Annotated in this window: 16 protein-coding genes; 15 read left to right on the forward strand and 1 reads right to left on the reverse strand. The window is 51.1% G+C overall.

Features of this window, described 5'->3' with window-relative positions:
- Positions 1 to 104 precede the first annotated feature (104 nt).
- Genes AC23NW_RS07410 through AC23NW_RS07450 form a run of 9 tightly spaced genes read left to right on the forward strand, consistent with a single transcriptional unit; the run spans position 105 to position 8,602 of the window.
- Positions 105 to 914 carry an MbnP family protein gene (locus AC23NW_RS07410; RefSeq protein WP_293838281.1) on the forward strand — a complete coding sequence of 270 codons (810 nt, stop codon included), beginning with the start codon at positions 105 to 107 and terminating at the stop codon, positions 912 to 914.
- Positions 915 to 966: 52 nt separating this feature from the next.
- On the forward strand, positions 967 to 2,034 hold the full coding sequence (locus tag AC23NW_RS07415) for a cytochrome-c peroxidase (protein ID WP_487448657.1): 1,068 nt from the start codon (positions 967 to 969) through the stop codon (positions 2,032 to 2,034).
- Positions 2,031 to 2,939 (forward strand): transporter family protein, encoded by a 909-nt coding sequence (locus tag AC23NW_RS07420; RefSeq protein ID WP_487448659.1) that lies wholly within the window; start codon positions 2,031 to 2,033, stop codon positions 2,937 to 2,939. The genes AC23NW_RS07415 and AC23NW_RS07420 overlap by 4 nt, the downstream gene beginning before the upstream one ends.
- A 20-nt stretch (positions 2,940 to 2,959) precedes the next feature.
- Complete coding sequence (locus tag AC23NW_RS07425) at positions 2,960 to 3,409, forward strand: hypothetical protein (RefSeq protein WP_487448660.1); 450 nt, start codon at positions 2,960 to 2,962, stop codon at positions 3,407 to 3,409.
- A gap of 2 nt (positions 3,410 to 3,411) precedes the next feature.
- The gene (locus tag AC23NW_RS07430; RefSeq protein WP_487448661.1) at positions 3,412 to 4,065 is read left to right on the forward strand and encodes an SCO family protein; all 654 of its coding nucleotides are present in this window, start codon (positions 3,412 to 3,414) and stop codon (positions 4,063 to 4,065) included.
- 16 nt (positions 4,066 to 4,081) lie between these two features.
- On the forward strand, positions 4,082 to 4,465 hold the full coding sequence (locus tag AC23NW_RS07435) for a hypothetical protein (protein ID WP_487448663.1): 384 nt from the start codon (positions 4,082 to 4,084) through the stop codon (positions 4,463 to 4,465).
- A gap of 33 nt (positions 4,466 to 4,498) precedes the next feature.
- Complete coding sequence (locus tag AC23NW_RS07440) at positions 4,499 to 4,897, forward strand: hypothetical protein (RefSeq protein ID WP_487448665.1); 399 nt, start codon at positions 4,499 to 4,501, stop codon at positions 4,895 to 4,897.
- Between the two features lie 55 nt (positions 4,898 to 4,952).
- Positions 4,953 to 7,313, forward strand: a complete 2,361-nt coding sequence (locus AC23NW_RS07445) for a TonB-dependent receptor (RefSeq protein ID WP_487448667.1) — start codon at positions 4,953 to 4,955, stop codon at positions 7,311 to 7,313.
- A 50-nt stretch (positions 7,314 to 7,363) separates the two neighbouring features.
- Positions 7,364 to 8,602 carry a sialidase family protein gene (locus AC23NW_RS07450; protein WP_487448669.1) on the forward strand — a complete coding sequence of 413 codons (1,239 nt, stop codon included), beginning with the start codon at positions 7,364 to 7,366 and terminating at the stop codon, positions 8,600 to 8,602.
- Between the two features lie 9 nt (positions 8,603 to 8,611).
- Here AC23NW_RS07450 and AC23NW_RS07455 read toward each other — a convergent pair whose 3' ends face one another.
- A complete protein-coding gene (locus AC23NW_RS07455; RefSeq protein ID WP_487448671.1) occupies positions 8,612 to 9,706 on the reverse strand; it encodes a phosphoglyceromutase in 1,095 nt (364 codons plus the stop codon).
- 163 nt (positions 9,707 to 9,869) lie between these two features.
- Here AC23NW_RS07455 and AC23NW_RS07460 point away from each other — a divergent pair, with 163 nt between their 5' ends.
- The 6 genes from AC23NW_RS07460 to rplD all read left to right on the forward strand — a co-directional run bounded on the left by AC23NW_RS07460 (position 9,870) and on the right by rplD (position 16,367).
- Complete coding sequence (locus tag AC23NW_RS07460) at positions 9,870 to 10,661, forward strand: MbnP family protein (protein ID WP_487448673.1); 792 nt, start codon at positions 9,870 to 9,872, stop codon at positions 10,659 to 10,661.
- A 6-nt stretch (positions 10,662 to 10,667) separates the two neighbouring features.
- Positions 10,668 to 11,765 (forward strand): cytochrome-c peroxidase, encoded by a 1,098-nt coding sequence (locus AC23NW_RS07465; protein WP_487448675.1) that lies wholly within the window; start codon positions 10,668 to 10,670, stop codon positions 11,763 to 11,765.
- Positions 11,766 to 12,160: 395 nt separating this feature from the next.
- Positions 12,161 to 14,278: an elongation factor G gene (gene fusA, locus AC23NW_RS07470; RefSeq protein WP_293845062.1), complete on the forward strand. Its 2,118-nt coding sequence runs from the start codon at positions 12,161 to 12,163 to the stop codon at positions 14,276 to 14,278.
- Positions 14,279 to 14,406: 128 nt separating this feature from the next.
- Complete coding sequence (gene rpsJ, locus AC23NW_RS07475; protein WP_071503516.1) at positions 14,407 to 14,712, forward strand: 30S ribosomal protein S10; 306 nt, start codon at positions 14,407 to 14,409, stop codon at positions 14,710 to 14,712.
- Between the two features lie 399 nt (positions 14,713 to 15,111).
- On the forward strand, positions 15,112 to 15,732 hold the full coding sequence (gene rplC, locus AC23NW_RS07480) for a 50S ribosomal protein L3 (RefSeq protein WP_487448676.1): 621 nt from the start codon (positions 15,112 to 15,114) through the stop codon (positions 15,730 to 15,732).
- A gap of 5 nt (positions 15,733 to 15,737) precedes the next feature.
- Positions 15,738 to 16,367, forward strand: coding sequence for a 50S ribosomal protein L4 (gene rplD, locus AC23NW_RS07485; RefSeq protein ID WP_293845058.1), 630 nt, complete (start codon positions 15,738 to 15,740; stop codon positions 16,365 to 16,367).
- Position 16,368: the final 1 nt, after the last annotated feature.

Below are 16,368 nucleotides of genomic sequence, written 5' to 3' on the forward strand. Positions count from 1 at the left end.
GTATTCCGGCGGTATCATCCTTTTACGTATCCATAATTCATGCTTAGCTGCTGAGCATGAGTAATTTATTTTATTTCCCCTTAGGGGAGGAGACAATTATTTCCATGAAATCGATTCTTTCATTTGTCGTTGCGGCTGTATTAGCCGTCACCATTTTTTCCTGTTCAAAAACCGAAGTCGACAGCATTGACCCGAACGGTACCGGTGGGCTGACCCTTGAATTCGACAACTATGTCGGGGGAACAAACATGGCCCTCGGTACGGCGCAATATAAAAACACGGCCGGTGAGTCGTTTACGGTCACTACCTTCAACTACTTTGTGAGCAATATTGAGCTTACGAAAGAAGACGGAACGGTCGTGAAAGTACCGAACAGCTATTATCTGGTACGGGAAGCCGACCCTAAATCGCTGAATGTATCCCTAACCGGTATTCCGCAGGCGAATTATGCAAAAGTTGCCTTTACCGTCGGCGTTGACAGCCTGAAAAGCCAGGCACCGGTGACAGAGCGTACCGGAGGGCTGGACACCGGTAGCTACGGGACGGATAACATGTACTGGTCGTGGAACTCAGGCTATATTTTCATGAAGCTGGAGGGCATCTCGCCCGCGTCAACGCTTTCCAGTAAAGCGTTCCAGTATCATATCGGTGGTTATGGCGGTGGTTTTCAGGGGGCCGCCAAAACGGCAAATAACCTGCGTAAGATTACGCTGCCGCTGGGCACCACAAGCGCTAAGGTGCGAACCACCACGACGCCAACCGTGCATCTGATTGTGGATGCCGCCAGAGCACTGGGCGGTACGAATACCATTAGTTTTGCGGCGACACCAACGGTACACAGCCCGGCACTGGCTAAGCCAATTGTTGATAATTACGTGAATATGTTCGTGGTCGATCACGTACATAACGACTAAATCCAGCTCAGGTGTCCGGAAGGCGCGGCGTCTTCCGGACCCTTTATGTGGTATGGGAAAACTACACACAACAGGGAAGCTTGGTAAGGTAGTACGTGGATTGATGGTCTGCGCGTTGCTGGCCGGTATCAGCAGTTGCACCGGAGAAGCTGAGGTCTCACTGGATACCCCGACGTTTACCGTGCCGAAAAACTTTCCGGCACCGGCTTACGCGCTGGACCGCAACCGGATTACCTCAGCCGGCGTCGAATTGGGCCGGACGTTGTTTTTCGACCCTAAATTGTCCCGTGATAAGTCAATCTCCTGCGCCGAGTGCCACAGCCAGCCGAATGCCTTTACGCATCATGGCCATGATGTGAGCCACGGTATCGACAACCGTGTGGGAACGCGCAATTCGCTGCCGATTCAGAATCTGGCGTGGAGTACAAGTTTCTTCTGGGACGGCGGAGTACTTGATCTCGATCTGGTGCCGGTTGCACCCATTGAGAACCCGCTTGAAATGGATGAGACGCTGTATAATGTGCTGGAAAAACTCCGGAAAGACAGTACGTATCCGAAAAAATTCAAAGCGGCATTCGGAACGGAGGAGGTGACGACCGCCCGTTTTCTTCAGGCGCTGTCACAGTACATGCTGACGCTGGTTTCGGCCAATTCGCGGTATGATAAGTATGTCCGGAATGAAGGCGGCACCCTGAGCGCCGATGAACTGGCCGGTAAGCAGTTGTTTGTACAGAAAGGCTGCGTGAACTGCCACGCCGGCGAGTTGTTTACCGACAATAAGTTCCGCAACAACGGGCTGAGCCTGGCATTCGGCACTGATTTAGGCCGGGGCCGGATTACCGAAGCGCCGCAGGACAATTACACGTTTAAAGTCCCGAGCCTGCGTAATGTCGGGGTATCATACCCATACATGCACGACGGCCGTTTCCGTACGCTGGAGGCAGTACTGGATCACTATGCGGAGGGCGTTACCGAAACCCCGAACCTCGATCCGCTGCTGAAACAGAACGGGCGGTTAGGGATTCCGATGACCGCCGGCGAAAAAGCCAGCATCATTGCTTTTCTCAAAACGCTTACGGACGAGGAGTTCCTGAAGAATCCGCAATTCATACAGAAATGAAAAAACTATTGATTTTCACGTTGGCACTGTGGCCGCTGGTTAGTTCTGCCTGTGATATTTGCGGGTGTTCGAACGGCGGGGCCTATTTCGGGATCATGCCGCAGGTTGGCCGGCCGTTTGTCGGGGTACGCTATCGCCTGTCTTCGTATGATTCCCACCTGAACAGCCAGTATTTACGGACGAAGGAAACGTTCCGGGCCACGGAGGTGTGGGCGCGTTTTTATCCGGCCCGGCGGCTACAGGTAATGGCCTTTGCGCCGTATTATGTCAATCAGCAGGAGGAGGTTAGCTCCGGAGCGATTCGCCGGCTGCAAGGCATCGGCGATGTTACGGCGCTGGCCAACTACAATATCTTTAACACGTTCTGGGATTCTACCCGTGTACACCGCGTTAACCACAGTCTGTTGCTGGGCGCCGGTGCGAAGCTGCCAACCGGCCGTTTCCGGTATGATCAGACGGACCTGAGTGAGGTAAACAATCCGAATTTTCAGCTGGGGACGGGTAGCATTGATGCCTTGCTCAGTGCATTGTATTCAATGCGGGCCGGTTCGTGGGGCTGGAATACCGATCTTACCTATAAACTCAACACAACCAATGCACAGCAATACCGCTTCGGTAACCGGTTGACAGCCAACAGTCTTGTTTTTTACGCGAAAGAACTGTCGTCGGTTACGCTGATGCCGAATGCAGGTGTCTATGCTGAAGTTGCGGCACAGGATCACCGGAATGGTGTCGTCAATACGCAGACCGGCGGGTATGTTACGATGGCTAATCTGGGCATGGAACTATATACAAAGCGGTTTTCAGTGGGAGCAACCTACCAGCACCCGATGGCGCAGCAACTGGCCGACGGCGAGCTGAAAGCCCGCAGCCGGGCGACGGTTCACATCACGTTAATGTTATAGCCTTTACAAACGAAACAGAGATGAAATACTATCATTTGCTATACATGCTGCTGGCCTTTACCGCCTGTCAGTCAAAAACGGAAGAGCATCAGCATCACCACGGAAATGCTGCGGAGGCCGTGGCAGAAACCGACTCTGTAGGACGGCTGGAGCAGCAAATTCTGGCCATTCATGACAGCATCATGCCGCAGATGAGTGAGCTGATGCGGCTCAAAAAAGCCGTTTCTGCCCAAATTGAAGCGGCTAAAGACGAAGAAGGCAGGAAAGAAGGACTGGCGGTTAGCAGTGAGCTGGAGCAGGCCGATGAGGCCATGATGAGCTGGATGAACCAATATAACGGTGATACCCTGAAAAAGCTGCAGCCGGCACAGGCCATGACTTACCTCAGAGATCAGCACGGTAAAGTAAAAGATATGAGCCAGCTAATGCAGGTAAGTATCGGTCACGCTAAAGCCTATGTGCACCCCTGATCATGAAACGAACACTGTTTACCGGAGCGCTGGGCCTGCTGGCCGTCCTGGCCTTGCATGGTTGCCGGTGGGAGGCAGAAAAACTGCCTTACCTGGGCGAACCGGAAACGATTAAGAAGGTGGTAGACGGAAAACCGGTGGAAGAACTGGTTTATCCAGCCATTCCGGCCTTTCAGTTTACCAGTCAGGATAGTGTGCCGGTTACGGAGAAAAACTTCGACGGTAAAATCTACGTGGCAGACTTTTTCTTCGTTACCTGCCCGACGATATGCCCCGTCATGAAGAAAAACATGCTGAAGGTGTACGAGGCGTTTAAGGGGGCAGATGATATACGGATTCTGTCGCATACCATTGACCCGAATCATGATACGCCGGCGGTGCTGAAGCAGTATGCGAACGATCTCGGTGTGTCGGGTTCAATGTGGCAGTTTGTCACGGGCGACAGGGAGAAAATTTATGACATCGGCGAAAATCATTATCTCGTCACGGCGGGTGCAGACTCGACCGCTCCCGGCGGGTATATCCACAGCGGTGCCTTTGTGCTGATTGATAAGGAAAAGCATGTCCGTGGTCAGTATGATGGCACGACTGAAGAGGGGACGAATAAGCTCATCGCCGACATTAAACGCCTTCGCGACGAATACAAAAACGATTAACTAACACAACTAAACCATGAAAATTACACAAACTGCCCTGGTAACCGGCCTGTTTATGCTGGTTAGCTTATTGTCGTTCGGCCAGAAAAAGGCCTGGAAAGAGCTGGACGAATACCATTCTGTCATGGCGAAGACATTCCATCCGGCCGAAGAAGGTGATCTGAAGCCGGTAATGACCCGTTCCGGCGAACTGGTGGCGAAAGCCGTTGCCTTACAGAAAGCAGCCATCCCGGCCGATTACCGGAAAGAAGGCGTCAAACAGTCGATTGATCTGCTGGCAAAAGAATCAGCCGCGCTGGATAAACTGGTACAGCAGAAAAAGCCGGAGGCTGACATTAAAAAGGCAATTACGGCGCTGCATGACCGCTTCCATGAAGTTATGGAAAAGTGTGAACACTAATCATTAACAACACGGCTTAACCAACGTTTTTCTTTGCTGTTCCGGAGATACATAGCGCTTTTTCTGCTGATCACACTTTGCGCCAAAGTGCTGATTGTGCCGTGTATTTTACTGGATTTTGAGGTTCGGAAAGCGTATATCATCAGTAATTTCTGCGAAAATAAAAACCGGCCTGCGCTGCACTGCGACGGAAAATGCTATCTGGCAAAACGCCTCAGAGCGGCTCAGGAACGGGAAGAACAATCGAAGACCGAGGAGGTCGTAAACCGGCTGCTGAAAGCAGTTTATTACCAGGATACGGTGCTTCGGTATGTGGCCTCAACGCTCCCCCTGACCGCGTTCATCAACCAACGCTTCCCGGCTTTTTCCTGCACAATCACACGGACCGGCTATCTGTCCGGTGTATTCCGTCCGCCCGCTTTGTCGTACTGACTGGCTTCCGCACCAAACGAAGCATATCGTTTAGTTTATCAGTACAGACATTCTCATGAAACTTAAATTAATAGTTGCCCTGGCAGTTTTACTGCTTAGCAGTAAGGCATTTGCCCAAACCATAACAGGGTGCATTTTTGATGCCCAAACCAAAGAACCGGTCATTGGCGCTACCGTTCGTGTGGTACAGGGCCAGGCCGGTACCACAACCGATGTCAACGGCCGCTTTGCCCTAAAGCCGGTACCTGACAATGCCCGCCTGATTATTTCCTCGGTAGGGTACGGTACACAGGAGATAAAGGCCTCCGGGATCGGCAGAGGCATTGCGCTCGAACCAAGTGTCGAAGATTTGCAGACAATTGTTGTGACCGGCAACCGGGAGGCTACGCTGCGGACCGAAACGCCGGTTGCCATTTCCCGATTATCGCCCCGGATCATCGACGAAACAAAGCCAACCGCCCTGTACGAAATCGTGAATAAGGTGCCGGGCGTGATGATGGTGAACCTCAACAACGAACAGCACATGATGGCGATCCGCCAGCCGATGACCACCAATGCCTACTTCCTGTATCTGGAAGATGGTATCCCGATCCGGCCGATGGGGGTCTTCAACCATAACTCCATTCTGGAATTCAACCAGTTCGCAATCAGTTCGGTTGAGGTGGTAAAAGGCCCTGTATCGTCTATTTACGGTGCTGAAGCCGTTGGCGGGGCAATTAACTTTATTACCCAGCGCCCGACCGTGTTACCGACGGCGAAGATCGGTGTGCAGGCCGATCAGTGGGGCTACAAACGGGTACAATACGGGGCCGGTGCTACCGTGGGTAAGCTTGGTGTGTATGTCGGTGGTTTTGTCGCCCGTCAGCGTAGTGCCTGGATGACCAGCTCAGACTACGACAAGGCCGCCGTTAATGCGCGGGTCGAATACAGTTTTACCCCTAAAACGCGGCTGACGGGTGCGTTATCTTATAATAACTACGACTCGCAGACCAGCGGCAGCGTCGATAGTGTGGCGTTTTATAGCCGCCAGTACGTCAGCACGACGGATTTTACGTACCGGAAATCGTACTCGCTGCGTACCCGGCTGACGCTGGAACATGAGTGGAAAAACGGCTCTCAGTCGTTCATAACGGCTTTTCTGCGGGATAACAAGCACGGGCAGAATCCATCGTACAGCATTATCTGGCGTTCCGGTGCCTCGACTGCTACGGGGCAGATCAACTCCAATGACTTTAAAAGTAAAGGTGTTATTGCACAGCATACCCAGAAGCTCCCGTTCCTGAACGCAAAGGTCATTGCCGGCGCTACGGTCGATCTGTCGCCGAACACGTATTGGGCCTATCAGGTCGATTTGAATGCACAGCTGCGGGCCGACAAAAAATCAGTGGAGAAGTATACCATCGCGAAGGAGCGTCCGGACGTTCAGCTGGCCAATTACAACGCCGACATTTTTAATACGGGTCTTTATGCACAGGTTGAGTTCGAGCCGGTGTCGCGGCTGCGGTTATCGGCTGGTGTCCGGTACGACCGTATGTCGTTCGATTACGTGAATAACCTTGATCTGGACAAAACAACCGGTCTGGCCGTTGGCGGGACAAAAGAATATAGTCAGGCCACCCCGAAGCTGGGCTTGACCTATGATCTGGGCAAGGGCAAAGGGCTCTATGCCAGTTATTCGAAAGGCTTCTCGCCGCCGGCGTTAACCGCCATTTTCCGGAAACGCCCTGCCGCAGCAGCCAACGGCGATTTGTTCTACTATAACATCACGCCGGCGCTGTTCAATAACATGGAAGTCGGCGGCTGGGCGTCGCTCTTCAAAAATAAGGTATACGTTGATCTGGCCTATTACCAGATGAACGGTACCAATGAACTGCTGAACATCCGGCAACCGGACAACTCAACCGATTACCAGTCGGTCGGGAAAACCCTGCACCGCGGCGTTGAATTCGGGCTGACCTGCAAACCGTCGAAACAGGTATTCTTCCGCTTTGGCGGTACAAATGCCATCCACCGATTTGTGGCCTTTACGTTGAGTCAGCGGTCGTCGGATGCTGTAAAAGACGTAAATGGCAAGGATATGCCGTCGGCGCCGCGCTGGCTCTGGAACACGGAGCTGAGCTACTATCCGGCCTGGCTGCCTAAATTCCGGACTTCAGTGGAGTGGCAGCATGTATCGTCGTGGTACCAGAATCAGGTAAATACAATCACCTATCCAGGCTACGACATCATGAATTTCCGGATTGGCTACCAGTGGAAAGGTATTGAAGTATTCGGCAATGTGCTGAACCTGACCAATGCGCTGTATGCAACCAACGCAACACGCGGCAATGCCGCCACGGACCGTACTACGTTTACCCCTGCCGCCCCACGGACATTTGTAGCGGGTATTCAATACAATTTCACCGGTAAAAATTAGTGTCACTAACCGGCCTCCCCAAGGTATTACTTCGGGAGGCCTTTAGCCTTATGAAAGTCCTCATTTCCCTGATTTGTCTGTTTGGTCTGCTGGCACTGAAACCAGTACCGAAACCAGCCACCGGCATACGTTTATCAGATCCGGCCGCTACCGGCCTGACACCCCGTTTTTCAACCGACCAGCACGGTAATCCGGTCCTGAGCTGGGCCGAGCGGGTGGATGAAAAATCGGCAAAATTCTTTTTCTCCGTGTCAACGGATGGCGGGCAGACCTTTGGCCCGAAAGTGCAGGTCGCTGCTCCGGCCGACGTGTCGGTTCACGCCGAAGGCATGCCAAAGCTGGGATTTAAAGCCGACGGCACGATACTGGCCCTGTTTGAGGTGCCGCGTCCGGCAGCCGCGTCACGCTTTGCCGGTGATTTGCTGTTTACGACCTCAGCCGACGGCGGCAAAACCTGGACCCCTGCCAAAGCACTTCACCGCGATACGACGCCCGGCAAAAGTCACTCGTTCAGCGACCTCACCCGCTTGCCGAACGGACAGATCGGCATTGTCTGGCTGGATGATAAGATGCCGGGTAAGCCGGGGCGCAGTGTCCGGTTTGTACAGACCCTGCCGGAAGGCGGTTTTACCGGAGAACTGATTGTGGATGCCAACGCATGTCAATGCTGCCGGACCAATGTATTCGTTGATCAGCAGGGGCAAATCCACCTCATGTACCGGGACATGGACGAGCAGTCGACAGATACGAATCCGGGTGCGCGGGACATCAGCCATGTGGTGTCGGCCGACGGTGGCCGGACGTTCAGTAAACCGGCGACGGTTTACGCAGATGACTGGCGGGTCAACGCCTGTCCCCATGCCGGGCCGGATGTGGAGCAGACCGGCAATGGTATCTATGCCACCTGGTTTTCGGGTAAGGAAAATGCCGTGGGCCTGCGTCTGGCTAAGCTGGGAAGCCCTGCTCTGGTAGCCAGCCGGCTGTCAGACCGCGCCAGACACCCGCAGCTGACCGGTTATCACGGTCAGCTGGTATGGGTATGGGATGAGGCATTTCCGAAAAAAGGAAACGTATCCGAAGATGGCTTCCCGGAATATACACAGCGTATTTGTATGCAGCTGGTGACGGGCAATTCGGTGAAACCACTGACGTTCCTGACCGATGACAATCAGCATGCGACCTATCCCGCTGTGATGGCTACCAAAAACGGCTTGTTGCTTGCCTATGAACAACAGCAGGCCACGGGCGGTAATCCGGTTATTGTTTCCCGGCTGGTGACGAACCTGTAACCCGGTGCTTTATTTCAGTACGGATAAGACAGGCGCCCCGACCGGATGTTCAGCTTTATAGTCAACGCCCAGCAGACGGGCAATGGTAGCGGCCAGCTGATTCTGGAAAAGTACCGGTCCGCCCTGCTGTTCGCCGGTCGGCGCGACCCCTGCTCCCGCGACCCCAAACCACATTTGGTAGGAGTCGGCGGTTTTGGTGCCGTGATCTTTCCAGCGGACTTTCGGCGTGTGGCCCCGGCCGTGATCGGTTGTAAGCATAAAGGTGGTTTTACCGGCATACTGCGGCATGGTCTGCATGGTTTGCCAGAGGTCATTCAGCATACCGTCGATAGAATGGAGCATCTGTAAATGGTCGGCGTACTTGCCGGCATGGGCCAGATCATCGGTCTCGTCGAAGGAAATAAAAAGTACGCGCGGCTGTTTTTGCTTCAGGTAGTTTTTGGCCATGAAGTAGGTCAGGAAATCCTGCCGGACGCCGTCGCCGAACTGAGAAGGAAGCAGCCGCATCATGTCATTGAGCAGTGAGTCGGAGCCGGTGCGCGGATTAATGATCCGTTCATTCGCCGAGTTGGCATAGATACCGCTGCGGTTTTCATTAACAGCAGCCTCAATGACATTCCATGACGAAAACACGGCAATGCGGTCTTTAAAGCCTGGTTGCTGATTCAGGAATTCGAGTACGGTTGTATTCGGGTTGTCTTTTTTGTCGTTGGAACTGATACGCTCGTCGGCAAAACCCGACAGAATTTCGTTGTAGCCCGGATAACTGAACCAATAGGGATTAGCCGTATTCACCTTGCTGTTTTTTAGCCGGTTGCCGTAGAGTTGTCCTTGTCCGGCAATGACATTCCACCAGAAGGGGAGTAACTTCTGCCGGCGTTCGGCAGCTACAGGAGACCAGAACAGTTTACGGGCGGTAGCGGTATCAGGCGAGAATACCGGATCAAACAATAAGGTTGAGTCGGCACCGGTAAACACTTCCTGCCAGCGAACGCCGTCAAGTGTAATCAGGACAATATTTTGTGCCGGTTGCGCGGCGGCGCTATGCACAGACAGAATACTCCAGATGAGGAGAAACCGGAGGAGGATAGATTGCTTCATCATAACGGTAAAGAAAGAAACAAAACGGCTGTCATCGCCGGCTCCGGCCATTACTGATTTATGAAATTTGCCGGATTCGCTAAAATAAAAGGCCGGAGCCGCGCAACGCTTACCGTATACAGGGCGTTATATCATACAGAACTTACCTTTTAAGACTAAGAGTGCCATGACGAGAATATATACACTGATTGGTATAGTAAGTACTATGCTTTTGTGGGGATGTCAGCACGATCCTGAAACAGCACCAACCGGCCGGATGCGGGTTACGTTTGACAATGTGGTAGGCGATAAAGACCTTGTCTTAAATTCCGGTACTTATACCAATGGCAGCAAAGAGACTTTCTCCGTATCGTTATTCAATTACTACGTCAGTAATATTAAACTGCTGAAAGCAGACGGGACCTCATTTACGGTTCCGCAGGACAGCAGCTATTTCCTGATTCGTGAAAGCCAGCCGGCAACCCAGACCATTTCGGTCGGACAAATCCCCTACGGTGAATATACTGGTATGGAGTTTATGGTTGGTGTTGATAGCCTCCGGAACACGATGGATGTCAGCAAGCGTACCGGTGTGCTGGATCCGGCAGGCGGACACAGCGGTGGCATGTACTGGGACTGGAATTCCGGCTATATTTTTCTGAAACTGGAGGGCAGTTCACCGCAGGCGGTTGAAACGGCAGGGACGTTTATGTACCACATCGGACTGTTTGGCGGCTATCAGGCCAAAACCCTCAATAACCTCCGTACCGTTCGGGTATCGTTCAATACTAATAAAGCCGTGGTTGGTCAGAACCTGACGCCTGCCGTACAGCTCCGGACGGATGTGGTAACCATTTTTGATGGTTCCACGAAGATTAGTATCGCGCAACATCCGGACGTGATGGTCTCCGATTTTTCTGCGATCATTGCCAATAATTACAGCCAGATGTTCCGCTTTGTTAACTTACAGTCAAATTAACAGGATATGAGTCGCTGGCAGTGGATCGGTTTAATGGCAGCCGTTGGGTTCTGGGGGTACATTGTTGTTTCCTGCAAGCCGGGTAATCCGGGTGGGGGAGAGGACCCTGGCCCCGATCCGGTGAAGCCCGTACAGACGACACCCTACACCTGGACTAAACCCGCCAATTTTCCGGCTCCCGTCTACGATTTTACAAAAAATCCGCTGACGGTACAGGGCGTACAGCTGGGCAAGGCGCTTTTCTACGATGGGCTGCTTTCCCGTAACGGGACAATCACCTGCGGGTTTTGTCATTCTCCGTTTAATGCTTTTGCGCACACCGATCATCCGCTGAGTCATGGTATTAATGATCTGATTGGTATCCGGAATGTACCGGCCATCCAGAACGTTGCCTGGGGGCAGCACTTTTTCTGGGATGGCGGTATTGTCGATTTAGATCTGTTGCCGCTTGCCCCGATTCAGAATCCCGTGGAGATGGGCGATTCAATGACGAACGTTCTGGCCAAAGTCCGGCAAACGGCCAGATACCGGACGATGTTCAAGGCTGCTTTCGGAACCGATTCCATTACAACCGCTAATTTCCTGAAAGCCCTGTCGCAGTTTATGCTGACGCTTGTATCGGCCAATTCTACCTATGATAAGTACACGCGCGGGGAGACCGGCGGTGACCTGAGTGAGGAAGCAAAGCGCGGATTAACCATTTTTAAGGCAAAATGTGCCTCCTGCCACAGCGGTGAGTTATTTACAGACCAGAGTTTCCGCAATAACGGTTTACCGGTGCTGGCCAATGCCCGTGCGGATGACAAGGGTCGGTATACCATTACGTTGCTGACCAGTGATCAGTATAAATTCAGAGTGCCGGGCCTGCGGAATGTTGAGTTTACACCGCCGTACATGCACGACGGACGTTTCCAGACGTTGCAGCAGGTTATCCAGCACTATGCAACCGGCGTACAGGATACCCCCCGGCTTGATCCGCTTCTGAAGCAGAACGGCCAGCCGGGAATACCATTGACGGCGCAGGATCAGAAAGACCTGCTGGCCTTCTTGTTATCGTTAACGGATTATGAATTTTTGAATAACCGGCAGTTTCAGCCGAACTGAACAATTCCGGAGAGAGAACGCAGAATTTTATAGACGCCGGGCGAACAGGAAAAGAAAAAAAGGCGTTTAGAGGCATATGAATAACCAGCGATTTAAAGCCTGGCTTAAGCGGATCGGGTGGGTAGGCTTTCTGTTTTTTCTTGTAAAAGGGCTTTTGTGGCTCCTCATTCCCTATTTAATAGCAAAAGGGTTTCTGTCGAAGTAAATATGCGGATGCAGAATCCTAACTTCCTCATTCAGCAATCATTGCGTTTTACTTTAATTCCCGGACGCCACTTGGTTTATAAATTGTTTATCAGTAACTTTGCGTCCTGATTTTGAGTAGGTGTGTTCTTTGCTAAAAAAGCATACTTATTAATTGCATTTGAACTTCATAACTTCAGTATAACACAATAATGGCTCGCGACTTACGATTCACGAGAAATATCGGTATCGCTGCCCACATTGATGCGGGTAAGACGACAACAACCGAGCGGATTCTGTACTATGCCGGTGTAAGCCACAAAATCGGTGAGGTGCACGAAGGTGCTGCCACGATGGACTGGATGGAGCAGGAGCAGGAGCGTGGTATCACGATTACCTCTGCTGCTACAACGGTAAACTGGGAGTACCGTGCCCAGAAATACCACATCAACATCATCGATACGCCGGGTCACGTTGACTTTACGGTAGAAGTAAACCGCTCACTGCGCGTACTGGATGGTCTGGTGTTCCTGTTCAGCTCGGTTGATGGTGTAGAACCGCAATCAGAAACTAACTGGCGTCTGGCCAATAATTACAAGGTTCCCCGTCTGGGCTTTGTAAACAAAATGGACCGTGCCGGTGCTGACTTCCTGAACGTAGTTAAGCAGGTTAAGGAAATGCTGGGTAGCAACGCCGTTCCGCTTCAGCTGCCAATCGGCGCCGAAGCAGACTTTAAAGGTGTAGTTGACCTGGTTAACTTCCGGGGTATCACCTGGAATGAGCAAGACAAGGGCATGACATTCACGGAGATTCCTATTCCTGACGACATGCTGGAAGAGGCCGAAGAATGGCGCGGTAAACTGCTTGAAGCAGTAGCTGAAGTCGACGACACATTGATGGAAAAATACTTCGAGGATCCTGAGTCGATCACCGAAGCTGAAATGCTGGCAGCCCTGCGTGAGGCGACGATCCAGATGAAGATCGTTCCTATGCTTTGTGGTTCAGCCTTCAAAAACAAGGGTGTTCAGACAATGCTCGACTATGTGATGGCGCTGATGCCTTCACCACTGGATCGGGATAACATCGTCGGTACAAACCCTGATACAGATGCTGAAATTACCCGTCGTCCAAGTGTAGAAGATCCGTTCACTGCACTGGCGTTCAAAATCGCGACTGACCCTTATGTAGGTCGTCTGTGTTTCGTACGGGCTTACTCAGGTGTACTGGAGTCAGGTTCTTATATCCTCAACAACCGTTCAGGAAACAAAGAGCGTATCTCCCGTATCTTCCAGATGCACGCTAACAAGCAGAACCAGATCGAACGTCTGGAAGCTGGTGACATCGCAGCGGTTGTTGGTTTCAAAGACATCAAAACAGGTGATACCCTGTCTGATGAGAAAAACCCGATCGTTCTGGAAGCCATGGTATTCCCTGATCCGGTTATTGGTTACGCTATCGAACCTAAGAAAACAGCCGATCAGGATAACTTCTCTAAAGCGATCACTAAACTGATCGAAGAAGATCCTACCCTGAAAGTTGAAACGGACGAAGATACAGGTCAGACCATCATTCGTGGTATGGGTGAATTACACCTTGAAATCATCATCGACCGTATGCGTCGTGAATTCAAGGTAGAAGTTAACCAAGGTGCTCCTCAGGTTGCTTACAAGGAAACACTGACGAAGAGCTTCGAACACCGTGAAGTTTACAAGAAACAAACAGGTGGTCGTGGTAAATTTGCCGATATCGTATTCGAAATCGGACCACGGGATGCAGAAGAAGATGGCACCGTTAAGACTGGTCTTCAGTTTGTGAACGGTATCGTGGGCGGTGTAATTCCAAAAGAATTCATCCCTGCTGTTCAAAAGGGTTTCAACGAAGCAATGATAAATGGTCCGCTGGCCGGCTACCCGCTTGATTCAATGAAAGTTCGTCTGTTCCACGGTTCGTACCACGACGTTGACTCCGACTCACTGTCATTCGAATTAGCTGCCCGTACCGGTTTCCGTGAGGCTGCCCGTCAGGCTGGTCCGAAACTGCTTGAGCCAATCATGGCCGTTGAGGTACTGACGCCGGACGAGTATACCGGTCCGATCACAGGTGACCTGAACCGTCGCCGTGGTATCATGAAAGGTATGGATACCCGTGCAGGTTCACAGGTTATCAAAGCTGACGTACCTCTTTCAGAGCTGTTCGGTTACGTAACTGACCTCCGGACAATCTCTTCAGGTCGTGCAACGGCTAACCTTACCTTCGCACACTACGAAGTACTGCCAAACAACCTGGCTGAAACAGTAGTAGCCAAAGCGAAAGGTACAATCAACGCATAACAGTGCATTTCTATATGCTTACCGGCTCTCCGGAGCTGGTAAGCATATACTTTACTAAATACAATTGCCGGAGGAGTAAATGGTTCTTTCGCCGGTCAATTCAATAAACGTTTAACGAACCAAACAGAATGAGCCAGAAAATTCGCATTAAACTGAAGTCGTTCGACCACAATCTGGTTGACAAATCGGCTGAGAAAATTGTGAAGGCCGTAAAATCAACAGGTGCTGTTGTGAGCGGACCGATTCCTTTGCCAACTGACAAAGAAATTTACACAGTACTTCGCTCACCACACGTGAACAAGAAATCACGGGAGCAATTCCAGCTGTGCACCTACAAGCGTCTGGTAGATATCTACTCAACAAGCGCTAAAACGGTAGATGCCCTGATGAAACTGGAACTGCCAAGCGGCGTTGACGTTGAAATCAAGGTTTAATGATAAATAAGCGGTTTTAAGCCAATTATTGTCAAGGCTGAATGAAATATACCACTACCCGTCCGGGAGTGGTATATTTTTTTGTGTATCAATGTTTTGTAAAGAGAAAAAGATTGCATAATTTTGCACTCCGAATTAGTAGAGTCTCTTGTGACGACATACTTTGGGTGAAGGTCTGGTCCTGTACCGGAAACCACATCTGACAATGTGCCGGAAAGCCTCGTGGCTGGAATGGCAAACAGCGGTCAGGTGTATTTCATACCTGACTATTTTTTTGTCCATTCTTGAAAATCTGCAAGATACAGTTTGTAGTCTTGCCTGATTCTCTCTAATTTTGCGGCTCCGTTTCGGCGGAGGTCAAATTTTTTAATTTTTCCTGCTTACAACAGTTACAAAAAAATGTCTGGTTTAATTGGAAAAAAAATCGGGATGACCAGTGTGTATAATGCGGACGGGCAGGCTCTGGCATGTACAGTCATTCAAACTGGTCCCTGTGTTGTAACCCAGGTTCGTACCACTGAGAAGGATGGGTATGAAGCTGTGCAATTGGGTTACGGCGAAAAGAAAGAAAAGCATACGAACAAGCCGTTGAAAGGCCACTTCAAAAAGGCTGGCACAACACCTAAGCGTAAGCTGGTCGAATTCAAAGAATTCAAAACTGAATTCAATCTCGGCGACACTCTGCAAGTGGCCGATGTATTTGGAGAAGGAGACTTCGTAGATGTAGTTGGCACAGCCAAAGGCCGCGGATTTCAGGGCGTTGTAAAGCGTCACGGTTTCGGTGGTGTAGGTGGTCAAACGCACGGTCAGCACAACCGTCAGCGTCACCCTGGTTCAATCGGTGCCTGTTCATTCCCGTCACGGGTATTCAAAGGATTGCGTATGGCGGGTCGCATGGGCGGTAACCGCGTAAAGGTGCAAAACCTGAAAGTGTTGAAGGTGATGCCTGAGCAAAATCTGCTTGTTATCAGCGGGTCGGTTCCGGGTGCTAGAAATTCATTCGTAATTATTGAGAAGTAAGCGTCATGGAACTTATCGTATATAACAGCAAAGGCGAGGATACGGGAAAGAAGGTTGCGCTGCCGGAAGATATTTTTGGTATCGAACCAAATGAGCATGCGATTTACCTGGACGTTAAGCAATATTTAGCTAACCAGCGTCAGGGAACGCACAAAGCAAAAGAGCGCGCTGAGAATGCTCACTCAACACGCAAACTGAAGAAGCAAAAAGGTACTGGTGGTGCACGTGCAGGTAGCATCAAGTCGCCGGTATTCGTTGGTGGTGGTACGATCTTCGGTCCACGTCCGCGGGATTATAGCTTCAAACTGAATAAGAAAGTTAAGCAGCTGGCACGCAAATCAGCATTGGCCGCTAAAGCTCAGGCAAATAGCATTTCCGTTATTGATTCAGTTGCCTTCGAGAAACCACGGACAAAAGATTATATCTCTTTCCTGGGTTCGGTATCTCTGGGTGCTAAGAAAACACTGCTCATCCTGCCGGACGTAGACTCAAACGTAGTCCTGTCAAGCCGGAACGTACAAAAGACGAAAGTGGTTACTGCAAGCCAGGTGAACACATACGACCTGATCAATGCTGATCGTCTGTTGATTAGTGAAGAAGCGCTGTCGAAACTCCAAACACTTTTTGAGCAGTAAT

This window comes from Arsenicibacter sp. R0_47 (assembly GCF_057652235.1).

Bases quoted from the DNA above. Each gene is read 5' to 3' on its own strand.
- AC23NW_RS07450 (WP_487448669.1), top strand. From the start codon at position 7,364: ATGAAAGTCCTCATTTCCCTGATTTGTCTGTTTGGTCTGCTGGCACTG.
- rpsJ (WP_071503516.1), top strand. From the start codon at position 14,407: ATGAGCCAGAAAATTCGCATTAAACTGAAGTCGTTCGACCACAATCTG.
- AC23NW_RS07435 (WP_487448663.1), top strand. From the start codon at position 4,082: ATGAAAATTACACAAACTGCCCTGGTAACCGGCCTGTTTATGCTGGTT.
- AC23NW_RS07465 (WP_487448675.1), top strand. From the start codon at position 10,668: ATGAGTCGCTGGCAGTGGATCGGTTTAATGGCAGCCGTTGGGTTCTGG.
- AC23NW_RS07455 (WP_487448671.1), bottom strand. From the start codon at position 9,706: ATGATGAAGCAATCTATCCTCCTCCGGTTTCTCCTCATCTGGAGTATT.
- AC23NW_RS07430 (WP_487448661.1), top strand. From the start codon at position 3,412: ATGAAACGAACACTGTTTACCGGAGCGCTGGGCCTGCTGGCCGTCCTG.
- AC23NW_RS07460 (WP_487448673.1), top strand. From the start codon at position 9,870: ATGACGAGAATATATACACTGATTGGTATAGTAAGTACTATGCTTTTG.
- fusA (WP_293845062.1), top strand. From the start codon at position 12,161: ATGGCTCGCGACTTACGATTCACGAGAAATATCGGTATCGCTGCCCAC.
- AC23NW_RS07415 (WP_487448657.1), top strand. From the start codon at position 967: ATGGGAAAACTACACACAACAGGGAAGCTTGGTAAGGTAGTACGTGGA.
- AC23NW_RS07420 (WP_487448659.1), top strand. From the start codon at position 2,031: ATGAAAAAACTATTGATTTTCACGTTGGCACTGTGGCCGCTGGTTAGT.
- AC23NW_RS07425 (WP_487448660.1), top strand. From the start codon at position 2,960: ATGAAATACTATCATTTGCTATACATGCTGCTGGCCTTTACCGCCTGT.
- AC23NW_RS07410 (WP_293838281.1), top strand. From the start codon at position 105: ATGAAATCGATTCTTTCATTTGTCGTTGCGGCTGTATTAGCCGTCACC.
- rplC (WP_487448676.1), top strand. From the start codon at position 15,112: ATGTCTGGTTTAATTGGAAAAAAAATCGGGATGACCAGTGTGTATAAT.
- rplD (WP_293845058.1), top strand. From the start codon at position 15,738: ATGGAACTTATCGTATATAACAGCAAAGGCGAGGATACGGGAAAGAAG.
- AC23NW_RS07445 (WP_487448667.1), top strand. From the start codon at position 4,953: ATGAAACTTAAATTAATAGTTGCCCTGGCAGTTTTACTGCTTAGCAGT.